Origin of the sequence: Mycobacterium sp. AZCC_0083 (genome assembly GCF_014202335.1) — a bacterium.
Classification (GTDB): Bacteria; Actinomycetota; Actinomycetes; order Mycobacteriales; family Mycobacteriaceae; genus Mycobacterium.
The window spans coordinates 250,326-269,219 of record NZ_JACHGP010000007.1; the positions used below are offsets into that span (position 1 = coordinate 250,326).

Sequence of the window (18,894 nt, forward strand, 5' to 3'; positions counted from 1 at the left end):
AGTTCAACTAGCGCTCATTGCATTTGGGCGTTCCATACTGACCGCTCCAGCGCACCGTCACGAAGGAATACCCCCATGAGTCGTCCACACAACGACACGACCACCGCAGACTCAGTTGAACGCGTGAAGAGCACGCCGGTGGTTCGGTGGCGGATCGTCGACATCGTCGTCGCCAGCGTGCTCGCAGTGGCCGCAGGCCTCGTCTTCGTCCTCTGGAACATCGCGTCCAACCCGATCAGCGCACCACTCGGCGCGCTACTTCCCGGCCTGCAAGCCTTGGCCGGGGGCGGCTGGCTCTTCGCCGCCGTGCTCGTTGCGCTGGTGATTCGCAAACCGGGCGCGGCGCTGTACGGAGAGATCGTCGCCGCATCGGTCTCCGCACTGGTCGGCAATCAATGGGGGGTTCTCACACTGGAATCGGGCCTCGTTCAGGGCGTGGGTGCGGAACTCGTGTTCGCGGTCTTCCTCTACCGCAGGTGGAATCTCCCCGTCGCCCTGCTCGCCGGGGCCGTCGCCGGCCTCGCCCTCGCCATCAACGACCTCATCCTCTGGTACCCCGGATCGGCCGTCGCGTTCTCGGCCATCTACACCGTCTCCGCCATCGTCTCCGGTGTCGTGCTCGCCGGACTGCTGTCCTGGTTCGTGGTCAGAGGGCTGGCCAAGACCGGCGCATTGAGCCGATTCGAGTCAGGCAGAGTCGCGCTGCGGCGCCACGACGCGCAGTGAGCTCACCTGCCGTTGTGTCCCGCGGCGCCGCCGTCGCGGCCGCGGGTTGGGGTTGGCGTCATGCGGGACGCCCCGATTGGGCAGTGCACAACCTCGAGTTGGCCATCACCCCTGGCGAGCGCGTATTGCTTCTCGGTCCGTCGGGGGCGGGAAAATCTACGCTATTGCACGGTCTCGCAGGTCTTCTCGGCGGCGCGGACGACGGGCAGGAGGTGGGGCGCCTGCTGGTCGACGGCGCTCCTCCCAACCAGCAGCGGTCGCACATCGGCATGGTGCTGCAGGACCCTGATTCCCAGGTGATCCTGTCGCGCGTCGGTGACGACGTCGCCTTCGGCATGGAGAACTTCAACGTTCCCCGAGAACAGATCTGGCCCCGCGTCAGCGAGGCGCTCCGCTCCGTCGGCCTGCAGGTGCCGCTCGACCACGACACCTCTCATCTCTCGGGTGGCCAGAAGCAGCGTCTGGCTCTCGCAGGTGTGATCGCGATGAATCCCGGCCTGATCTTGCTGGACGAGCCGACCGCCAATCTCGATCCAGCCGGTGTCATCGAGGTGCGCGACGCCATCCACGCCACGGCCAACCGGACCGGGGCGACAGTGGTCGTCATCGAACACCGCACCGAGGTCTGGCTACCCGTGGTCGATCGGGTCATCGTCCTCGGCTCTGCGGGCGAGGTCGTCGCCGACGGAGCGCCGGACAGGATCATCGGGCGCGAACACGACTACTTGACGAGGTCCGGCGTGTGGGTCCCAGGGGCGCCTGCACCCGAGCTCACCCGCCACCGGTCGACCCGTACCGGGAGCTTGCTCTCTGCGGCCGACCTGTCGCTCGGGTACCGCTCCGAACCCCACCTTCACTCGGGCCTGAACTTCGAAATCGCCAGGGGCAGAACCACAGTCGTCACAGGACCGAACGGAGCGGGAAAGTCGACCCTGGCGCTCACGCTCGGTGGCCTGATTCCCCCCGCGCGCGGACGAATCGAAGCGAATGACACGTTCGCCCCGTCTCTGAATCGCCGGGAGCCCATCCGCTGGCGGTCCAACGAGTTGCTCAGCCGGATCGGCAGCGTCTTTCAGGATCCCGAGCACCAGTTCCTCAAGGGCACGGTCCGGGAAGAACTCGCGCTCGGACCGCACGCGCTCAAACGCCGTCGCAACGAAACCGCCGTGCTCACCGACGAACTGCTCGAACGGCTCCGGCTCAGCCACCTCGCCGAAGTGAATCCCTACACGCTGTCCGGCGGAGAGAAGCGGCGACTCTCGGTCGCCACCGTGCTCGCCACCAGACCCGAGCTCATCGTGCTCGACGAGCCGACGTTCGGACAGGACCGTCGTACCTGGGAGGAGCTGATTCGACTGGTCGCGGAGCTCGCCGACGGTGGTACCGCGATCGTGGCCATTACCCACGATCTCGACTTCGCGGCCGCGCTCGCCGACGACGAGATCGCGCTGCCAGCTTGGGAATCGGCGACAGCCACGGGCAGCGCCCGATGACGGCCGCCGTCACCGCAGGCGCTGAGGCAAGACCGTTGAATCCGGTCGCGAAGGTATTGACTGCCCTGGTGATCGCAGCCGCGCTCGTACTGAGCGTGGACTGGGTGTCTGCCCTGACCGCCCTAGTGCTGGAAATCGTGCTGATCTTCGTGCTCGGGGTCCGGTTGCGGCCCTTCCTCGTTCGCGCAGGGGTGATCGTCATCGGCGCTGGGCTCACGGCGGTGACGGTCCTGCTCTACGGCGAGCCGAGCGGCACGGTGCACTGGCATTTCCTCCTCGTCAACGTCAGTGACGGATCCATCGGGCTTGCTCTCGCGACCTTCCTTCGCGTCCTGGCCATCGCGCTGCCCTCGGTCTTCCTGTTCGTCGATGTCGAACCCACCGAACTCGCCGACGGGCTGGGGCAGGTACTCAAGCTTCCTGCCCGATTCGTACTCGGCGCCCTTGCCGGCCTTCGTCTCATCGGTCTGCTCGGCCAGGACTGGCAGTACCTTGGCTACGCCCGCCGCGCGCGTGGCGTCGCCGACCACGCGCGATTGCGCCGTACGACTGGCCAGGCGTTTGCGCTGCTGGTGTTCGCCGTGCGTCGGGGGTCGAAGCTCGCCACCGCGATGGAAGCGCGCGGATTCGGCGCGTATCCGACGCGGACCTGGGCCAGACCCTCGACCTTCGGGCGGCGCGAGATCATTCTCGTCGGCGCGGGTATCGTCATTGCGGCCGTGGCGATCTCGGTGTCCGTCGGGGCCGGAGCTTGGAACTTCATTGGCACTCGATGAGGTCTTGCGTCTGCTGCACGAGTCCGCGGCCACGACGGTACTAATCGACGGGCGCTCCGGATCGGGCAAAACGACGTTGGCGACACAGCTCTGCCGGGATTGGTCCGACAGCGTGCTGGTCCGGCTCGACGACGTCTACCCCGGCTGGGACGGCCTCAGCTGGGCCTCCGAACACATCCAGTCGGCACTGCTCCGCCCCAGGGCCAAGGGCCGTCCTGGACGCTGGCGCAGCTGGGAGTGGGACGAGCAACGCCCCGGCGCTTGGCGCACTGTCCAGCCAGGGCAACTCCTCGTTGTCGAGGGGGTGGGTGCGCTCACCCCGGCCAGCCGGTTACTCGCCGACCTCGCCATCTGGGTCGACGCCGACGACGCCGACCGCAAGCGCCGGGCACTGCGCCGGGACGGCGAAACCTACCTGCCGCACTGGGATCGGTGGGCGGCCCAGGAAGACGACTTCATCGCCCGGTACGACCCGCAGCGCAGCGCCGATCTGATCGCCGCGCCCGCAGCGGATGGATTCATGCTGGTAGCAGCGGAGAGGACGCCATGACCACACGACTTTCCCTTGCCCTCGAATACTTCCATCCCTGGCCGAACTCGGCTGGGTTCTACGTCGCCCGTCACCACGGGTGGTACGCCGACGCAGGTATCGAGCTGCAGATCCGGACCGTCGACCCAGGGATCGGTGACGGGCTCGAACACCTTCAGCGCCAATTGGTTGATCTTGCAGTGTTTCCCACGAACCGACTGCTGGTCCGCGTCGAGGACGGCGCGTCGCTGCGGGCGCTCGCCGCGATCAACCAGCGCGGGCTCGAGACGGTCCGCACCTTGGAGAGCAGTGGGATTCACACACTCGCCGAACTCGCAGGACGGCGCCTGGCCCTCAACCCCACACCGCGCGGATTGGCCATGGTGCGCGACCTGGTGCGCGGGGCGGGAGGCGAACCCGACGACGTCATCCTGGTGGACGTCGGCGCGCGCGAACTGACCAGTGAGGAGCTCGCGGGCGGCGCGGCGGATGCCACGTTCGGGTCGTACTGGGCGTGGGACATCCTGCTCAACGAACACCCGGACCGACCGGAAAGGGTCTGGCGCGTCGACGACGAGCTTCCCTTCAGTTACCACAGCTACTTGCTAGGGGGGCGAGCCGAATTCGCCGAACGACAACCGGACCTGTCGGCAGAGTTCCTCGCGGTCACCGACCGCGGCTTTCGCTTCGCAGCGGATCATCCCGCCGAAACGGTCGAAGTGCTGCGCGGCGTCACGCCGTACTTCACCGACGACGTGCTCACCCGATCGCTGGAAGCGATCTCCGGTACATGGTTCCACGACGGGGCGTGGGGAACGATCCGCCGTGACCTCGTCGAGCCGTACGCCCACTGGCTCGCCGAGCACCGCATCCTCGCTTCACCGGAGCGGTGGCACGAAGCGTTCCTCGACGCCACGACCGCTGGAGCCGGCACCACGACATGAGCCGAGAGCCGTTCATCTCGGCGCATGCACTGGACCAGATGCGGACCAGCGCTGCGCCACCCGTGATCTTCGATGCCACCCTGGTGTTGCACAAGGCGCGCTTCGACGGCGACTTCCACGCCGAGAGCGGACGCTCACGTTGGGAGGAAGCACACGTCCCGGGATCGGTGCACGTCGAGGTGGACACCGAACTGTCGGTGCCCGACTCCACTCACGACCGGCATCCGCCACCTCAGGTACTGGCCGACACCCTCGCTCGGTTGGGCGTCGGCCAAGAGACGCCAGTCGTGGTCTACGACAGCACCGGTGGACTGTGGGCGGCGCGGGTCTGGTACCTGCTGCGCTGGATTGGCGTGCCGGTCGGGGTGCTGGACGGCGGGCTGACCGGATGGCGAGAGTCTGGACTGCCCGTCGAATCGGGCCTGCGACCCGAGTCCGTGCCCGTCTCGAGGTGGGAGGCACGTGTGGCCTACCACGCCTGGATCGACAAGGACGAACTACTCCAGTTCGGCGAGTTCAGCGGAAATCTCGTCTGCGGCTTGTCATCTGCCTCATTCAGCGGGTCTGAGCCGACTCGATACTCCCGCCGCGGCCACATCCCTGGCAGCATCAACGTCCCTGCACGCTCTCTGTTCGACGACTCTGGCTTCATCAGGTCCAGGGCCGAGGTCACCGCGCGTTACCGTGACGCGGACGTCGACCTCGACACTGAGTTGCTTCTGTACTGCGGAGGTGGCATCTCGGCGGCCGCGAACGCGCTCGCGCTGTCGTCGATCGGGTTCCAGCACGCGCGGGTCTACGACGGGTCGCTCGAGGAATGGAGTGCAGACCCCGATCTGCCACTGATCGTCTCCTAGAACTCCCTCGTTCGAAGCACGCCCGGCCAGAATCAGCGTGACCACAATCATCTGCTCGGCCAGCGTTGCCGCCCTACCGTTCACCCGTGACCACGTCTGCATTGCGCTTCGGCGTCTGGGCCTTGGTGTACGGCACATGGGGAGCCAAACGGCATCCTCTCGAGCCGGTCGACGCTTCTTGGGTACGCACCAGGGCACAGATCATCGAGGCGGATCGACTCGGTTTCGACGCCACGCTGGTGGCGCAGCACGAAGTCAATCCATCCGGTGATCAGTACGACCAACTCGAAGCGTGGACAACGAGTGCGGCCGTGGCCGGTCTGACGGAGAACATCGAGATCATCACGGCCATCAAGCCGGTGCTCTACCACCCCGTGGTCTTGGCGAAGCAGGCACTGCAGATCGAGGAGATCAGCGGTGGTCGGTTCGCCATCAACGTGGTCAATGCCTGGTTCAAGCCCGAAATCGCCCGCGCTGGCCTTCCGTTCCTTGAGCACGATGAGCGGTACGCCTACGGTCGCGAATGGCTCACCGTCGTGAACTCACTGATCAGCGGCCGGCGAACCACGTTCCACGGCAAGTACTTCGACGTCGACGACTACCAGCTCAAGCCCGCAAGCAAACACCGCAAGCGCCCCGCGATCTACGTGGGCGGGGAGTCCGATGCGGCGCGCACGCTGGCCGCCGACTTCGCCGACGTCTGGTTCATCAACGGACAACCCGAGGACAACGTGCGACGGTTGGTGACCGACGTCGCCGCCCGACCCCGCAGCGGCGGTCCGGTGCGATTTGGCCTTGCGGCGTTCGTGATAGGCCGCGAAACCGACGCCGAGGCAGCCGAAGAACTCGCCTACGCCTTCGAGTTGGCAGGCCGTGACGTCGCCGAAACCGAGTCGGTCATTTCGAATGCCGATCCCAAGGCCCAGATGTTCAAGACCTTCGCCGAACATCCACACGTCGGTACGAACGGCGGGACTGCCGCCGGACTCGTCGGCAGCTACGACACCGTGGCTGAACGCATTCTCCGCTTCGGAAGCCTTGGCATCGAACTGTTCATGCTTCAGTTCCAGCCGTTCGAGTCCGAGATGCGGCGATTCGCCGACGAGATCATCCCCCGGGTTCGGCGGCTGGAAAGGCTTGCTGCGTAGTGGGGCGAAAGAATCAGGTTGGCCCAAACCATCCGCTTGGCGAGCACCGGCACCTAACGTGACGTGTCGTGGGATTACAAACGCTCACTGAGCTTTTCGACAAGATCGCCAGCGAGGCACAGCAGCGCGAGCAGGATCGAGTCCTGCCGCACGAACAGATCCGGTGGCTGCGTGACGCTGGTATCGGGCGCCTGAGGCTCCGGACCGAGGATGGCGGCACTGGCGCGAGTCTGCCCGAGCTGTTCGGGGTCGTGATCGATCTGGCCGCTGCCGACTCAAATGTCGCACACATCCTGCGGGCGCACTTCGGCTTCGTCGAAGAGCATCTGCACAACCCGGATCCGGCGGCCAGGCGACGGTGGCTTGGCCTCGTTGCCGAGGGCAACATCGTCGGCAACGCCGTCAGTGAGCAGAACAGTCGAGCTGTCGGACGCAAGGCCGGCACGACTCATCTGGACACCGTGCTCACTCCGGATGGCACGGGAGGATTCCGCCTCAACGGCGTCAAGTTCTACTCCACTGGCACGCTGTTCTCCGATTGGGTAAACGTGCATGCGGTCGATCCCGATGGGGCCTCGTTCCGCGTCACCGTTCCCGTCACCCGAGCAGGCATCTCAGTCGAAGACGATTGGGACGGCTTCGGCCAGCGTCTTACCGGCACCGGAACCACGCGTTTCGAAGGCGTGTACGTGCAGGCCGACGAGGCGCAACGAATCGAAGCCCGCGACGTCGAGACCCCGCCAACTTACTTCGGCGGTTTCTACCAGCTCTACCTGCAGGCCCTCACCGCGGGAGTGCTCGCGGCGGTTCAGTCCGACGCCGTGGCATTGACTCGCAGACGTGAGAGGAACTTCAGCCACGCAAGCCATCCCGTCCCTTCCGAGGATCCGCAGGTACTCCAAGTGGTCGGTGAGATCGCATCGAACGCCTTCGCGGCAAGGGCGATCGTGCTGACGGCGGCGCAGGCGTTGCAAGAAGCCTCCGACAGTGCCACCAACGGTGTGTTCGACCCCGACGCGGCGTATCGCGCTCAGCTCGCGGCAGCTCAGGCCAAGGTCGCCGTGGACCGGTTCTCCTATGCCACCGCGGCCCGTCTTCTCGACGTCGGCGGCGCTTCCGCCACCCAGGTGCTCTACGGCCACGATCGGCACTGGCGCAACATCCGAACGATATCGACGCACAACCCGACGTTCCTCAAGGCAACCGCAGTCGGATCACTGTTGGTCAACGGGACGCCACCCCCGCAGAACGGATTCTTCTGACACCCCGGGCCCGCCCGGGGGCCGGATGAGTTGCGCAAAGCCATCTTTGGTTCACTTGATTCATGAGCGTAGTAGTCGTCGGAAACCCCAAGCCGAACTCGCGGACCCGCGCGGCCGCAGTGCTGGTCGCCGAAAGGCTGACCGGCCTGCCCCCCGAACACGTCATCGACGTGGTCGACCTCGGGCCAGGCCTCCTGGGGTGGGGCGATCCGAAGGTGGCCGAGGCCAAGGAGATCGTGAAGTCTGCCGATCTCTTGGTCGTCGCCTCCCCCACGTACAAGGCCACCTACACCGGGCTGCTGAAGCTGTTTCTCGACCAGTTCGGAGCCGGTGAGCTCGGACAGATTCCCACGTTCCCCCTCATGCTCGGCGGCTCCCTCGCACACGCCTTGGCCCCCGAACTGACGTTGCGGCCGGTCCTCGTCGAGATCGGCGCGAGCTGCCCGTCGCCAAGCCTGTATCTGCTCGACTCCGACTACGAGACCTCACCCGATCTCGAGAAGTGGCTCGAGGTCGCCCGGCGGCACGTGCCCGGAAGGTAGTCACCGCCCTCGGCGGGATCAGCCTGCGATTACCTTGCGGTAGGCACGTGGGCCGTCGTAGTCGTTGACGGCGAAGTGCCACGTAGCCTGGTTGTCCCAGATGACGAAGTCGCCTGTCTTCCAACCGAAGTCGACGGCGTAGTTGGGCGACGCCGCGTGGGCGAGCAGGAAGGGCAGCAGCGCTTGCCCCTCGGCGGGCTCGATCCCGGTGAGGCGCAGGGCAGACGAACTCAGGAACAGCCCCTTGCGTCCGGTGTGGCGGTGCGCGCGCACCACGGGGTGCTCGATCGTCTCGGTCACCGGTGGGCGCTCTGGTGTTCCGTCGCCAGGGTAGGCGCCGTACACCGCGCTCACCGACTCCAAGAGCTGCTGGAACGGCTCGGACAGACCGTCGTAGGCCGCCTGAAGGTCGGCCCACAGTGTGTGGCCACCGATCTCGGGCACCGCTTGATAGGTGAGTGACTCGATGTTGAACGGTGGGTTGCGCCACGTGCCGCCCACGTGCCACGTCGACGCGCTGCCCGCCTTCTCGAGGTCGAACACGTACACCAGCCGGTTGTTCTCATCGCGGCGCAGCCACAAGGGATGGTCGAACGGCTCGTCGACGATCCGCACCGCGTCGACGTGGGCATCTGGGGACAGATGCTGGTTGCGGAACACCAGGACCTTGTGTCGCCAGAAATCTTCCCGCAGAGCGTTGGCCGTCGCCTCGTCGACACCGCGGGCCAAGTCGACACCGACGATCTCGGCACCGAGCAGTGGACTGGTCGGGACGACCTCGTACGGGGCGGTCTGTGTACTCGTCATTTGCATCACCTTGCCTGGACGTCGCGCAATCAAGGGAAGTCGATCGCGCGATTACCACCGTAAGACTCGTTGCGGGGCAGGCGAAACGGTTCGGATCACCGTTGTGTGTATCTGGAACCTGTGTGTATCTGGACCACTCACAACCGTCCGAGCCTCAGCAGGACGATTCCGACCGTGCGACGAACTCCCGTTGACGGTCCCGCGCCGACATCGCTCCCCACACGCCGTACGTCTCTCGCGCGGACAGCGCATGGTTCCGGCAGTCGGAGACCACCGGGCACGCGCGGCAGATCTGCTTCGCCTGTTCCTCCCGCGCCTGCAGACCTCTTCGACCGCCATCCTCGGGGTAGAAGACCTCGGGCGCCAGCCGGCGGCAGCTCCCCCACTCCTGCCAACTCTCGCGCGACAGAACGTCATTCACGGGTATCACCTCGGACCGTCAGCCCTGGCCGAGGGCGACGGCGCCGATGATCTCGAGGACGGCGTCCGTGTTCGGCGGGTGCAGCGATCCGGTGCGCACGTCACGGTAGAGCCGTTCGAGCTCGTGACGTTTGGACACCGACGACGCACCGACCACCTGTACGGCGACGTCGACGACCTCACGCGCCGTAGCGGTCGCGAATTCCTTTGCGGCCAGCGCACGCAACGGGGACCAGTCTCCTGATCCGGGGTGTGTGACCGACTCGACGAGCGCCGCCACCGCCTCCAGCTTGATCTCCGCCTGCGCGATCTGTCGTTGCACGGCGGGCTTCTGTGCATGTCGGGATATGTCGGATCGCAGCGAGTTCCGCGTCTGCGCGCCGAGGATGGCGAGGTCGAGCGCACGGCGGGCGATGCCGAAGTACACGCTCGACAACAGTGGGAGGTACCACGACAGGAGCGTGCCGACGTAGTCGGGATAGACCGGACCCACCGGGTGCCTGGCAACGACCTTGTGTGCCTCGGCGAGTGCATCATCGAAGACCGTGTCGTCGCTGGCCGTGGCCCGCACACCAAGGGCGTCCCAGGTCTCCTCGACGCGCACACCAGGATCGTCGCGCCGGACGAACGTGTGCACGATGAGCGGATTGTTCGGGTCGGAGTCGTCGCGGGCGTGGATGCCGATCTGATCCCAGACCGGCGACAGTGAGGTGAACACCTTTCGCCCGGTTATCCGGTACGAGCCATCCCGCTGGGGAACGGCGCGCACCTGCGAGTCATCCAGTCCGACGTCGTTACCGCGTTCCCCGTGCCCCGCCGCGAAGATCCGGCCAGCAGCGACGTCCGCCAACAGCCACTCCACGTCGGCGAGGCCGCGCGTGGATGCATCGGCGGCGGACCCGACCCAATACAGGTGCATGTTGACGGCCAGTGCGGTCGCCGGTGCCCAGTAGGCGAGGTGACGCTGCTCGCTGGCGAGCTCGGAGAGCGAAAGGCCCGCACCGCCGAGCCTCTCCGGCAGCGGCGCCTTCAGGTAGCCGGCCGCGACGAGTTCCGCGAAATCCTCTGCGAAGAACGCGTTCTCGGCGTCGTAGCGGGGTGCACGGGCATGAAACCGTCGATAGTCGTCGTCGGTGAAGAAGCGGCTGCGGAAACCGTCGGCCAGCGGACTGGTCCCGCTGACGACCGCTGGTTCCCCGCCCTGTGCATCCGTGATGGGGCTCGGTGCGGGCGCAGAAGTCTCGGTGACGGTCATGCAGGAGATGATGCCGACGCGCGTCGCGCACATCAGGTATTTCGGTCGCGCAGATTGTTACCCGGACTGCCCAACCCAGAACGTATTAATCAGAGCGATTTTCGACGCTGCCTTATTTCAGGCGCGTCGCTAACGTCAGCTGATTGGGGCGCCGTGGCGCACTAGCGAAAGGGGGCGCGCCAATGGGTGGCGTATCTGAAGAGCCGTCGACGGACGGGCGCCGGCTGTCCGGAGTCCCGTGGCTCAGCGTCCTCGGCGTCGTCGCGATCGTCCTCGCCGGAGTGCTCATCACGGTGAAGAACCTGCCGGACGACACCCCCAACCAACTTCTCAACGTGTCCTACGACCCGACGCGCGAGGTCTACGCCGCGCTCGACAAGGCATTCGTCGAGCAGTACCGCCATCAGACCGGGATCGCACTGGACGTCAAGCAGTCCCACGGCGGCTCTGGGCGGCAGGCGCGCAACGTCATCGACGGCTCGGAGAAGGCGAACGTCGTGTCGCTGGCACTGATCAGCGACGTCGACGCACTGCAGAAGCGCGGCCTCGTCGCACCCGACTGGCAGAAGCGGCTGCCCAACAATTCGGTCGCGTACACGTCCACCATCGTGTTCGTCGTCCGCAAGGGCAACGCGAAGGGAATTCACGACTGGCCCGACCTGGTCGAGGACGGCGTTGCCATCGTGACTCCCGACCCACGTACCTCCGGCAACGGGCAGCTGAGCTTCCTCGCCGGGTGGGGCTCGGTGACCACCCGCGGCGGCACCCCGGCGCAAGCGCTCGACTACCTCAAGTCCCTGTATCGGCATGTCGTGGTGTTCGACGCCGGGGCCCGTAGCTCGGCCGCCAGCTTCGCCGTTCAGCAGATCGGCGACGTGCATCTGACCTGGGAGAACGAGGCGCTGCGCGAGGTCGCCGACAGCAAGGGCGAGTTGGAGATCGTGTACCCGCCGGTGAGCATCAAGGCCGAGCCAGCCGTCGCCTCGGTCGACGCCAACGACACCGACCCGAAGACCGCCGCCAACGCCAAGGCCTATCTCGAGTACCTGTTCACCGATCCCGCGCAGGAGTTGTTCGCGCAGTTCGGTTATCGGCCGGTAAACCCGACGATCCTGGCCAAGCACGCCGACCGGCTGCCTCAGCTCAAGCTGTTCGGTATTACCGCGATCGCCAAGGACTGGGCCGACGCCCGGCAGAAGTTCTTCGCGGACAACGGCATCTACGACGTCGTCTCCGCATCGGCACCGGCGGCGCCAGGGCGCATCGTCCCCAACGCGGCAGGGAGTTGAGCATGAGTCTTGCTGTGAACCACCCTTGGGCGAACTACCCGTGGGCCACGGGCCGGCGTGACCTGGTCGCCGGCCTCACCGTCGCGGCCGTGGCCCTGCCACAGGGCGTTGCCTATGCACTCATCGCCGGCGTGGATCCCAAGTACGGCGTCTACTCCGCGATCGTGGTGACGGCCATCGCCTCGATCTTCGGATCGTCGGCACACCTGATCAACGGGCCGACGAGCGCCATCTCGTTGCTGGTGTTCAGCTCGTTGGCGTTCATCGACCCGGAGAACCGCACCGCGCTCTTCGAGGCGTTGTTCCTACTGAGCGTGCTGGTCGGCGTCATCCAGATCCTCATCGCGGTGTTCAAGCTCGGTGACCTGACCCGCTACATCTCCGAGTCGGTCATCATCGGCTTCATGTTGGCAGCGGCGCTTCTGCTCGCCATCGGACAGATCGGCAACGCCATCGGCGTGAAGGACAAGGGCAACGCGCACATGCAGGTGCTGCAGCGCCTCTACCTCACGCTCTTTCACGGCGACAAGATCAACTTCCGGGCCGTGCTTCTCAGCGTGACGGCAGTCGCGGTGGCCGTCGTCGGCCGCAGGCTGGTGAAGCGCTTCGGTTGGCCACAGATCGATCTGCTGTTGGTGCTGGTCGTCGCCGGGCTCATCGCCTACGCCGCAGGTTGGTCGATCCCCGGTGCGGACGGCAAGTCGGCGGTGTCGGTCGCGGCGAAGGTTCCGCAAAGCCTGCCAACACCGCACATCCCCGTTGTCGATCTCGGCTCACTCGCCCAGCTTTCACAGGGCGCGTTGGCGATTGCGTTCATAGGCCTCATCGAGGCGCTGTCGATCGCCAAGGCGATCGCGCACCAGTCCCAGCAGAAGATCGACTACAACCGCCAGATCCTGGCCGAGGGCCTTGCCAACCTCACCGGCGGGTTCTTCCAGGCGCTGCCGGGTTCGGGTTCCCTGTCGCGGTCGGCGATCAACTTCCAGGCTGGTGCGGTGACCCGCTTCTCCGGCATCGTCGCCGCGGCGACGGTTGCCGTTGCACTCCTGCTGTTTGCCCCCTTGCTGCACTACGTGCCGACGGCTGCGCTGGCGGGCTTGCTGCTCGTCACCGCCGTACGGCTCGTCGACTACAAGCGGCTGATCGCCACCGTGAAGGCATCACGCTACGACGCGGGGCTGGTGGTGATCACCGCGCTCACCGGGATCCTGTGGGATCTCGACAAGGCGGTGCTGCTCGGCATCGCGCTGTCGGTCGTGCTGTTCGTGCCGCGGGCGGCCAAACTCAAGGCGGCCGAGCTGGCGATCACGCCTGAGGGCGTGGTGCGTGAGCGGTTACCCGATGATCCCGTCGATCCGTCGACGGTGATCTACGACCTCGAGGGCGAACTGTTCTTCGGGGCCGCCCCTGAACTGGATCGGTACTTCGACACGCTGAGGGAAAGAATCCACATCGGTGGAATCCAAGTCGTCATCCTGCGCCTGAAGCGGGTGCGCGATCCCGATGCGGTGTGCATCGAGCGCTTGGAGCACTTCCTTCGCGAAGAGAACGGTCGCGAGGTGAACGGGCGCCGCGTCACGATCCTGCTTGCCGGTGTCCGGCCAGATGCGCTGAAAGTGTTGCAGAACATCGGCTTCCAAGACTGGTTCCCTGCGGACCAGGTGTTCCCAGAGGAAGTCCAGGAGTACTCGGCGACGCTCAAGGCAGTCCGGTTCGGCCGCACCAAGCTCAGCATCGACGAACCCGGTCAGCCGCTTGCCGAACCCGATCGGGAACGAAGCGCGGACCCGCTCTACTACCTGGTCTGATCATCGCGATTACCCCGTTCAATCGTCGTGATTAAAAGGGAATGAAGCGGCGAGCCGCCCTGGTTGTTCGTCTCGGAGGCACGGTTCTCTCGAATGTCGAGAGCGGGCTCCTGCCGGGACCGAAGGAGGAGATCAGCTGACCACGACGTCCAATGGGGCCATCGAAACCCCGCAGTTCGTTGCCGTTCATCAGAGCGATCCGCTCGCCTCGCCACTACTCGATGAGCTCACGGTCGAGTACAGCACTCGTTACGGCACTAGCGACGAGGATGAATACACCGACCTACGGGCTTACCCTCCCGAGGAGTTCGACCCGCCAGGGGGCGTGCTCATCGTGGCGGTGTCGAACGGCGTGCCCGTGGCCGGTGGCGCGTTCCGTCGCTACGACGCGTCGACCGCAGAACTCAAGCGGATGTGGACGGCATCGGGGCACCGCAGGCGGGGTTACGGCAAGCTCGTCGTGGCCGAACTGGAACGGATTGCGCTGCAGCGCGGATACACCCGTGTCTATCTGACCACCGGATGGCGACAGCCCGAGGCCGTGGCGCTGTATCTCTCGACGGGATATGCGCCGCTCTTCGATTCGTCGCTGCCCGCGGACGACATTGGGGTGCATCCGTTCGAGAAGCACCTAGTGCAATCCGGGGCGAGCGAAGCGACGGGAGTTCACATCTGATGAAATTTCTGCTGATCACGCTGATCACCCATACGCCGGACCCCGTGTCGGGCGAGAAGAAGAGTCCCGCCGAGCGTCTGCGCGACGTCGTCGATGCCGCGGTGCTCGCCGAAGAACTGGGCTTCGACGGCTTCGCCGTCGGCGAGCGTCACGAGGACCCGTTCATCTCGTCATCTCCCCCCGTGGTGCTGAGCAACATCGCGGCCAGGACGTCGCGGATCGGATTGTTCACCGGCGTCACGACCTTGAGCCTGCTCGATCCGGTCAGGGCATTCGAGGACTACTCCACGCTCGACAACCTGTCCGGTGGGCGTCTCGAACTGATCATCGGCAAGGGCAACGGCGCGGCGCAGGCCGAGCTGTTCCACGTGACCACCGCCGACCAGTGGGACCGCAATCGCGAAGGCTACGAACTGTTCCGCTTGCTGTGGGAGAGCGACGAAGTCACGTGGTCGGGCCGCTTCCGGCCGTCCCTGGTCAAGGCGAAGGCACTCCCCCGCCCGTTGCAGGAGCGCCTGCGCATCTGGCATGGCAGCGCGACGAGCAAGGATTCCGTCGACCTTGCCGCCCGCTACGGCGACCCGATCTTCTCTGCCAACGTGACCTACCCCATCGAGCCCTACGCCGAGCTCGTGCGTCACTACCGCGAACGGTGGGAGTTCTATGGCCACGACCCCGTGGACGCTCTCGTCGGCGCCGGGACCGCAGGGTTCTACGTCGCCCCCACCTCGCAGCAGGCGGTGGCCGACTACCGGCTGTCCTTCGAGACGCGTTTGGCGTTTGCGCGGCGCGTCGGGCTTCCGGTGGTGTTCGACTCGATCGACGACTTCGTCGACCGCAGTTCGGCCTTGGTCGGCAGCCCACAGCAGGTGATCGACAAGGTGGGCCGCTACCACGAGCAGTTCGGTCACGAGGTGATCCACCTCAGTGCCGACGCCGATGGTGTGACAGTCGGCCAAAAGCGTCGCAGCCTCGAGTTGTTCCAGTCCGACGTCGCTCCCGTTCTTCGTGAGCGGATTGCGAGCAGGCCCCTCGTCTCGCAGTCGAATCTGAAGGAGGTTGCGCTATGAGCGTCTTCGCGCTCGGTATCGAGTTGGACGGCGAGGGGAGCCATCCCGCGGCGTGGCGCCGCGCGCACCATCCGCAGAGTGAGGCGCTGAGTGGACGAACGCTGGCCCAGAAGGTGCGGGCCGCCGAGAACGCGGGTTTCACGCTGGCGACGTTCGACGATTCGATCGTGCCGCCGCAAGCCGGTCTCAGGGCACGCGTCGATGCCGTCAACCGGGCGTCGTTCGTGGCCGCCGCGACGTCGACGATCGGGCTGGTACCCGTCGTCGAGACCACGTACGCCGAGCCGTTCCATACCTCATCGCAGCTGGCCACCCTCGACTACACCTCACGCGGCAGGGGCGGCTGGATCGCCACTCGCGTCGCGCACCCGGCGGCCGCACGGGCATGGGGCAGAACGGCTCTCACCGACCAGTCCGACCTCGACCGCGAGCAGCGAGATTCCATCACCGTGGTCCGCGACCTGTGGGATTCGTGGGAGGACGACGCCGTAGTTCGCGACTACGCCAGCGGCCGGTTCCTGGATCGGGACAAGCTGCACTACGTCGACTTCCAGGGTGAGACGTTCACGGTCAAGGGACCGGCCATCGTGCCGAGACCGCCGCAGGGCCAATTGGTGGTGTTCGGCACGGAGGCCGACCGCGAGCTGGTCGACGTCGTCCTCGTCAGCGAACCGAATGGCGACTTGGCGGTCGACACCGCGAGTCGCAGCGACGGGCTGACGTTCATCGAGATCGCCGTCACGCTCGACACACCGGGCACCTCGGCGACGGAGCGTCTCGCCGCGCTCGACGAACATGAGCGGGCCAGGAGCTCGCGACTCGCGTACGCCGGACCGGCAACCGGTTTCGTGGAGTTGCTCACCGAACTCGCGGCACACACCGATGGCGTGCGGCTGTTCCCCACGGTGATCGACGAGGACCTGCCGGTGCTCGCGCGGTATGTCCTTCCGGCGCTGTTCAAGTCAGGCGTGGCGCATCGACCTGTCCCCGGGTCGTCGCTGCGCGGAAATCTCGGCCTGAGTCGGCCGGCCAATCGTCATGCGAGGGTCTGATGCGGTCCAGAGCGCAGGTGCACTTCGGCGTCTTCTTCCAGGGCGTCAACCACACGACGGTCTGGTCGGATCCGGCCAGCGGTTCTCAGATCGACTTCGAGACCTTCCGCCGCATGATCACGACGGCCGAGCGCGGACTGTTCGACGCGTTCTTCCTCGGCGAGGGTCTGCGACTACGGGAGCAGGACGGCAAGATCCTGGATCTCGACATCGCCGGTCGTCCCGATGCCATCGCGCAGCTTTCCGCGCTCGCAGGCATCACCGAACACATCGGTCTGGTCGCCACGCAGAACACCACCTACAACGAACCGGGCGACTTGGCTCGGCGCCTGGCGGGTCTGGACATTCTGTCCGACGGTCGGGCCGGCTGGAATGCCGTCACCACCGACAACGCGTGGACCGGCGAGAACTTCCGCCGCGGCGGTTTCCTCGATCACGAACTCCGATACGAACGGGCCGGGCAGTTCATCCGTACGGCGCGCGCCATCTGGGACTCGTGGCCCGACGACACCAATACTCCACGGCACGTGGATGTTTCGACGTCGCAGTTCGACATCTCCCTCGACGCCACCTTGCCGCGCAGCCCCCAGGGACATCCGGTGATCTTCCAAGCCGGGGATTCCCCGACGGGTCGTGACTTCGCCGCAGCCAATGCCGACGTCATCTTCTCGGGCCACGGCACGCACTTCGACGACGCGCTCGCGTTCGCCAACGACATCCGTGCACGTCTGCTCGCCGCGGGCAGGCCTGCCGACGACATCAAGATCCTGCCGGGAACTCAGATCGTGTTGGCCGAGAAGGCGTCTGAAGTGGAGGACAAGCGACGCTGGGTGCTCGACGGCCAGTACACCGGACAGACGGCGTTGTCCCTCGTCGGTCTGGTGTGGGGACGCGACCTCTCCGATCGGGACCCCGACGGTCCACTGCCAGAAGACGATCCGGTACCCGCTCCGATCTCGGTGACCCGCGGCGCGGCACGGGACGGCAAGGACCCGATCGCCATCGCGAAGGAGTGGCGTGCGCTCGCCGAGGCCAAGAACCTTTCACTGCGCCAGATCGCTATCGAAACGTCGGCCCGTTCGGGGTTCGTGGGCACGCCGGGTCAGGTCGCCGACGAGCTCATCCGCTGGGTACGCGCAGGCGCGACCGACGGGTTCAACATCTCGCCGTACATCGTGCCCGGTGGACTCGACGAGATCGTCGACTGGCTGGTGCCCGAACTTCAGGAACGCGGTGCCTACCGGACCGAGTACACGTCGACGACGCTGCGCGGTCACCTCGGGCTTCGTGAGCCGCTGACGCGACGACAGAACACCGAGACCGACGGCAGCGCCGCCGGTTAGAAAGGAATCGAGAATCATGACCACCACCGGAGATACCGATGTCACGACGTTCGAGGCGGCGTGGAACCAATGGCACGAAGAACGCGAAAGCTACTATGGTGATCCACTCGGCTGGGTGAGCATCACCGGTTTGTACTGGCTTACAGACGAATTCGAGACGGTCGCCGACCTTCCAGGTCGTTGGCGAGCGGACGCCGAGGCCGCATACGTCGAGGGTATCGACGGAACCGAGCGGCTCGAGCCTGCCGAGGGAGCACCCGGATTGTTCGTCGCCGCAGGCGATCGGCGCATCGAGGTCATTCGCCGCACGGGCACGGTCGCGTTGCGCGTTCACGATCCGAAGTCGCCGCACCTCGAGCAGTACAACGGCATCCCGGCCTACGCGCCAAGCCAACAGTGGCACGTCTCTGGCACGTTCGTGCCGTTCGAGCAACCAAGGACGGTGACGACGGGAGCCGTCGTCGAGGGGCTCGAACACCATCACACGGCCCTTGGCACAATCGAATTCGAACTGGCAGGAGCTGACGCCCGGTTGATCGCCTTTGGGCGCGCAGACGGTGCGTTGCAGGTCCTGTTCACCGATGCCACCAGCGGCGTGACGACGTACCCCGGCGCTAGGTCACTGGCGGTCACCGCACCGGATGACGACGGCGCGGTGACGCTCGACTTCAACCGCGCGACGAACCTGCCGTGCTCCTTCACCGACTACGCGACGTGCCCGGTGGCACCCCCCGAGAACAAGCTGGCCATCGCCGTCGAAGCCGGGGAGAAGAATCCGCGCTGAGGCGGCGTGGCAAACATCGGCGGTCCTTGGGACGATCGCGAAACAATCACGCCGATTCGATGACTGGTGCGATCGCATCCGTTGCGGGATCTTGACGAAGCCATCATCCGCAG

At 65.9% G+C, this 18,894-nt stretch carries 19 protein-coding genes; 16 read left to right on the forward strand and 3 right to left on the reverse strand.

Going from position 1 to position 18,894, the window contains the following annotated elements:
• Positions 1–75 precede the first annotated feature (75 nt).
• The 9 genes from HNP02_RS19010 to HNP02_RS19050 all read left to right on the forward strand — a co-directional run bounded on the left by HNP02_RS19010 (position 76) and on the right by HNP02_RS19050 (position 8,277).
• The gene (locus HNP02_RS19010) at positions 76–726 is read left to right on the forward strand and encodes an ECF transporter S component (RefSeq protein ID WP_184441300.1); all 651 of its coding nucleotides are present in this window, start codon (positions 76–78) and stop codon (positions 724–726) included.
• Positions 723–2,219, forward strand: coding sequence for an ABC transporter ATP-binding protein (locus HNP02_RS19015; protein WP_184441308.1), 1,497 nt, complete (start codon positions 723–725; stop codon positions 2,217–2,219). Before HNP02_RS19010 ends, HNP02_RS19015 begins: the two co-directional genes overlap by 4 nt.
• On the forward strand, positions 2,216–2,995 hold the full coding sequence (locus HNP02_RS19020; RefSeq protein ID WP_184441310.1) for an energy-coupling factor transporter transmembrane protein EcfT: 780 nt from the start codon (positions 2,216–2,218) through the stop codon (positions 2,993–2,995). Before HNP02_RS19015 ends, HNP02_RS19020 begins: the two co-directional genes overlap by 4 nt.
• On the forward strand, positions 2,982–3,545 hold the full coding sequence (locus HNP02_RS19025) for a hypothetical protein (protein ID WP_184441312.1): 564 nt from the start codon (positions 2,982–2,984) through the stop codon (positions 3,543–3,545). Before HNP02_RS19020 ends, HNP02_RS19025 begins: the two co-directional genes overlap by 14 nt.
• Positions 3,542–4,468, forward strand: a complete 927-nt coding sequence (locus HNP02_RS19030) for an ABC transporter substrate-binding protein (RefSeq protein WP_184441313.1) — start codon at positions 3,542–3,544, stop codon at positions 4,466–4,468. The genes HNP02_RS19025 and HNP02_RS19030 overlap by 4 nt, the downstream gene beginning before the upstream one ends.
• Positions 4,465–5,325 (forward strand): sulfurtransferase, encoded by an 861-nt coding sequence (locus tag HNP02_RS19035; RefSeq protein WP_184441316.1) that lies wholly within the window; start codon positions 4,465–4,467, stop codon positions 5,323–5,325. The genes HNP02_RS19030 and HNP02_RS19035 overlap by 4 nt, the downstream gene beginning before the upstream one ends.
• Before the next feature lie 86 nt (positions 5,326–5,411).
• Positions 5,412–6,473, forward strand: coding sequence for an LLM class flavin-dependent oxidoreductase (locus HNP02_RS19040; RefSeq protein ID WP_184441318.1), 1,062 nt, complete (start codon positions 5,412–5,414; stop codon positions 6,471–6,473).
• A gap of 68 nt (positions 6,474–6,541) precedes the next feature.
• Entirely contained in the window at positions 6,542–7,735 is a 1,194-nt protein-coding gene (locus tag HNP02_RS43755; RefSeq protein ID WP_184441320.1) for an acyl-CoA dehydrogenase family protein, read from the forward strand.
• 62 nt (positions 7,736–7,797) lie between these two features.
• Entirely contained in the window at positions 7,798–8,277 is a 480-nt protein-coding gene (locus HNP02_RS19050) for an NADPH-dependent FMN reductase (protein WP_184441322.1), read from the forward strand.
• Positions 8,278–8,295: 18 nt separating this feature from the next.
• On the opposite strand, the gene HNP02_RS19055 is transcribed toward HNP02_RS19050, so the two are convergent.
• The 3 genes from HNP02_RS19055 to HNP02_RS19065 form a co-directional block, all read right to left on the reverse strand.
• Entirely contained in the window at positions 8,296–9,084 is a 789-nt protein-coding gene (locus tag HNP02_RS19055; protein ID WP_184441324.1) for a TauD/TfdA family dioxygenase, read from the reverse strand.
• A gap of 154 nt (positions 9,085–9,238) precedes the next feature.
• Positions 9,239–9,505 (reverse strand): WhiB family transcriptional regulator, encoded by a 267-nt coding sequence (locus HNP02_RS19060; protein ID WP_309241622.1) that lies wholly within the window; start codon positions 9,503–9,505, stop codon positions 9,239–9,241.
• Positions 9,506–9,523: 18 nt separating this feature from the next.
• Positions 9,524–10,759 (reverse strand): acyl-CoA dehydrogenase family protein, encoded by a 1,236-nt coding sequence (locus HNP02_RS19065; protein ID WP_184441328.1) that lies wholly within the window; start codon positions 10,757–10,759, stop codon positions 9,524–9,526.
• A 182-nt stretch (positions 10,760–10,941) separates the two neighbouring features.
• Here HNP02_RS19065 and HNP02_RS19070 point away from each other — a divergent pair, with 182 nt between their 5' ends.
• The 7 genes from HNP02_RS19070 (at position 10,942) to HNP02_RS19100 (ending at position 18,781) form a co-directional block, all read left to right on the forward strand.
• The gene (locus HNP02_RS19070; protein WP_184441330.1) at positions 10,942–12,048 is read left to right on the forward strand and encodes a sulfate ABC transporter substrate-binding protein; all 1,107 of its coding nucleotides are present in this window, start codon (positions 10,942–10,944) and stop codon (positions 12,046–12,048) included.
• Positions 12,049–12,050: 2 nt separating this feature from the next.
• Complete coding sequence (locus HNP02_RS19075) at positions 12,051–13,856, forward strand: SulP family inorganic anion transporter (protein ID WP_184441331.1); 1,806 nt, start codon at positions 12,051–12,053, stop codon at positions 13,854–13,856.
• A gap of 136 nt (positions 13,857–13,992) precedes the next feature.
• On the forward strand, positions 13,993–14,532 hold the full coding sequence (locus tag HNP02_RS19080; protein WP_221317786.1) for a GNAT family N-acetyltransferase: 540 nt from the start codon (positions 13,993–13,995) through the stop codon (positions 14,530–14,532).
• On the forward strand, positions 14,532–15,602 hold the full coding sequence (locus tag HNP02_RS19085) for an LLM class flavin-dependent oxidoreductase (RefSeq protein WP_184441333.1): 1,071 nt from the start codon (positions 14,532–14,534) through the stop codon (positions 15,600–15,602). Before HNP02_RS19080 ends, HNP02_RS19085 begins: the two co-directional genes overlap by 1 nt.
• Positions 15,599–16,654, forward strand: coding sequence for an LLM class flavin-dependent oxidoreductase (locus HNP02_RS19090; protein WP_184441335.1), 1,056 nt, complete (start codon positions 15,599–15,601; stop codon positions 16,652–16,654). Before HNP02_RS19085 ends, HNP02_RS19090 begins: the two co-directional genes overlap by 4 nt.
• Positions 16,654–17,997 (forward strand): NtaA/DmoA family FMN-dependent monooxygenase, encoded by a 1,344-nt coding sequence (locus HNP02_RS19095; protein WP_184441343.1) that lies wholly within the window; start codon positions 16,654–16,656, stop codon positions 17,995–17,997. Before HNP02_RS19090 ends, HNP02_RS19095 begins: the two co-directional genes overlap by 1 nt.
• Before the next feature lie 16 nt (positions 17,998–18,013).
• Positions 18,014–18,781: a DUF1684 domain-containing protein gene (locus HNP02_RS19100; protein WP_184441346.1), complete on the forward strand. Its 768-nt coding sequence runs from the start codon at positions 18,014–18,016 to the stop codon at positions 18,779–18,781.
• Positions 18,782–18,894: the final 113 nt, after the last annotated feature.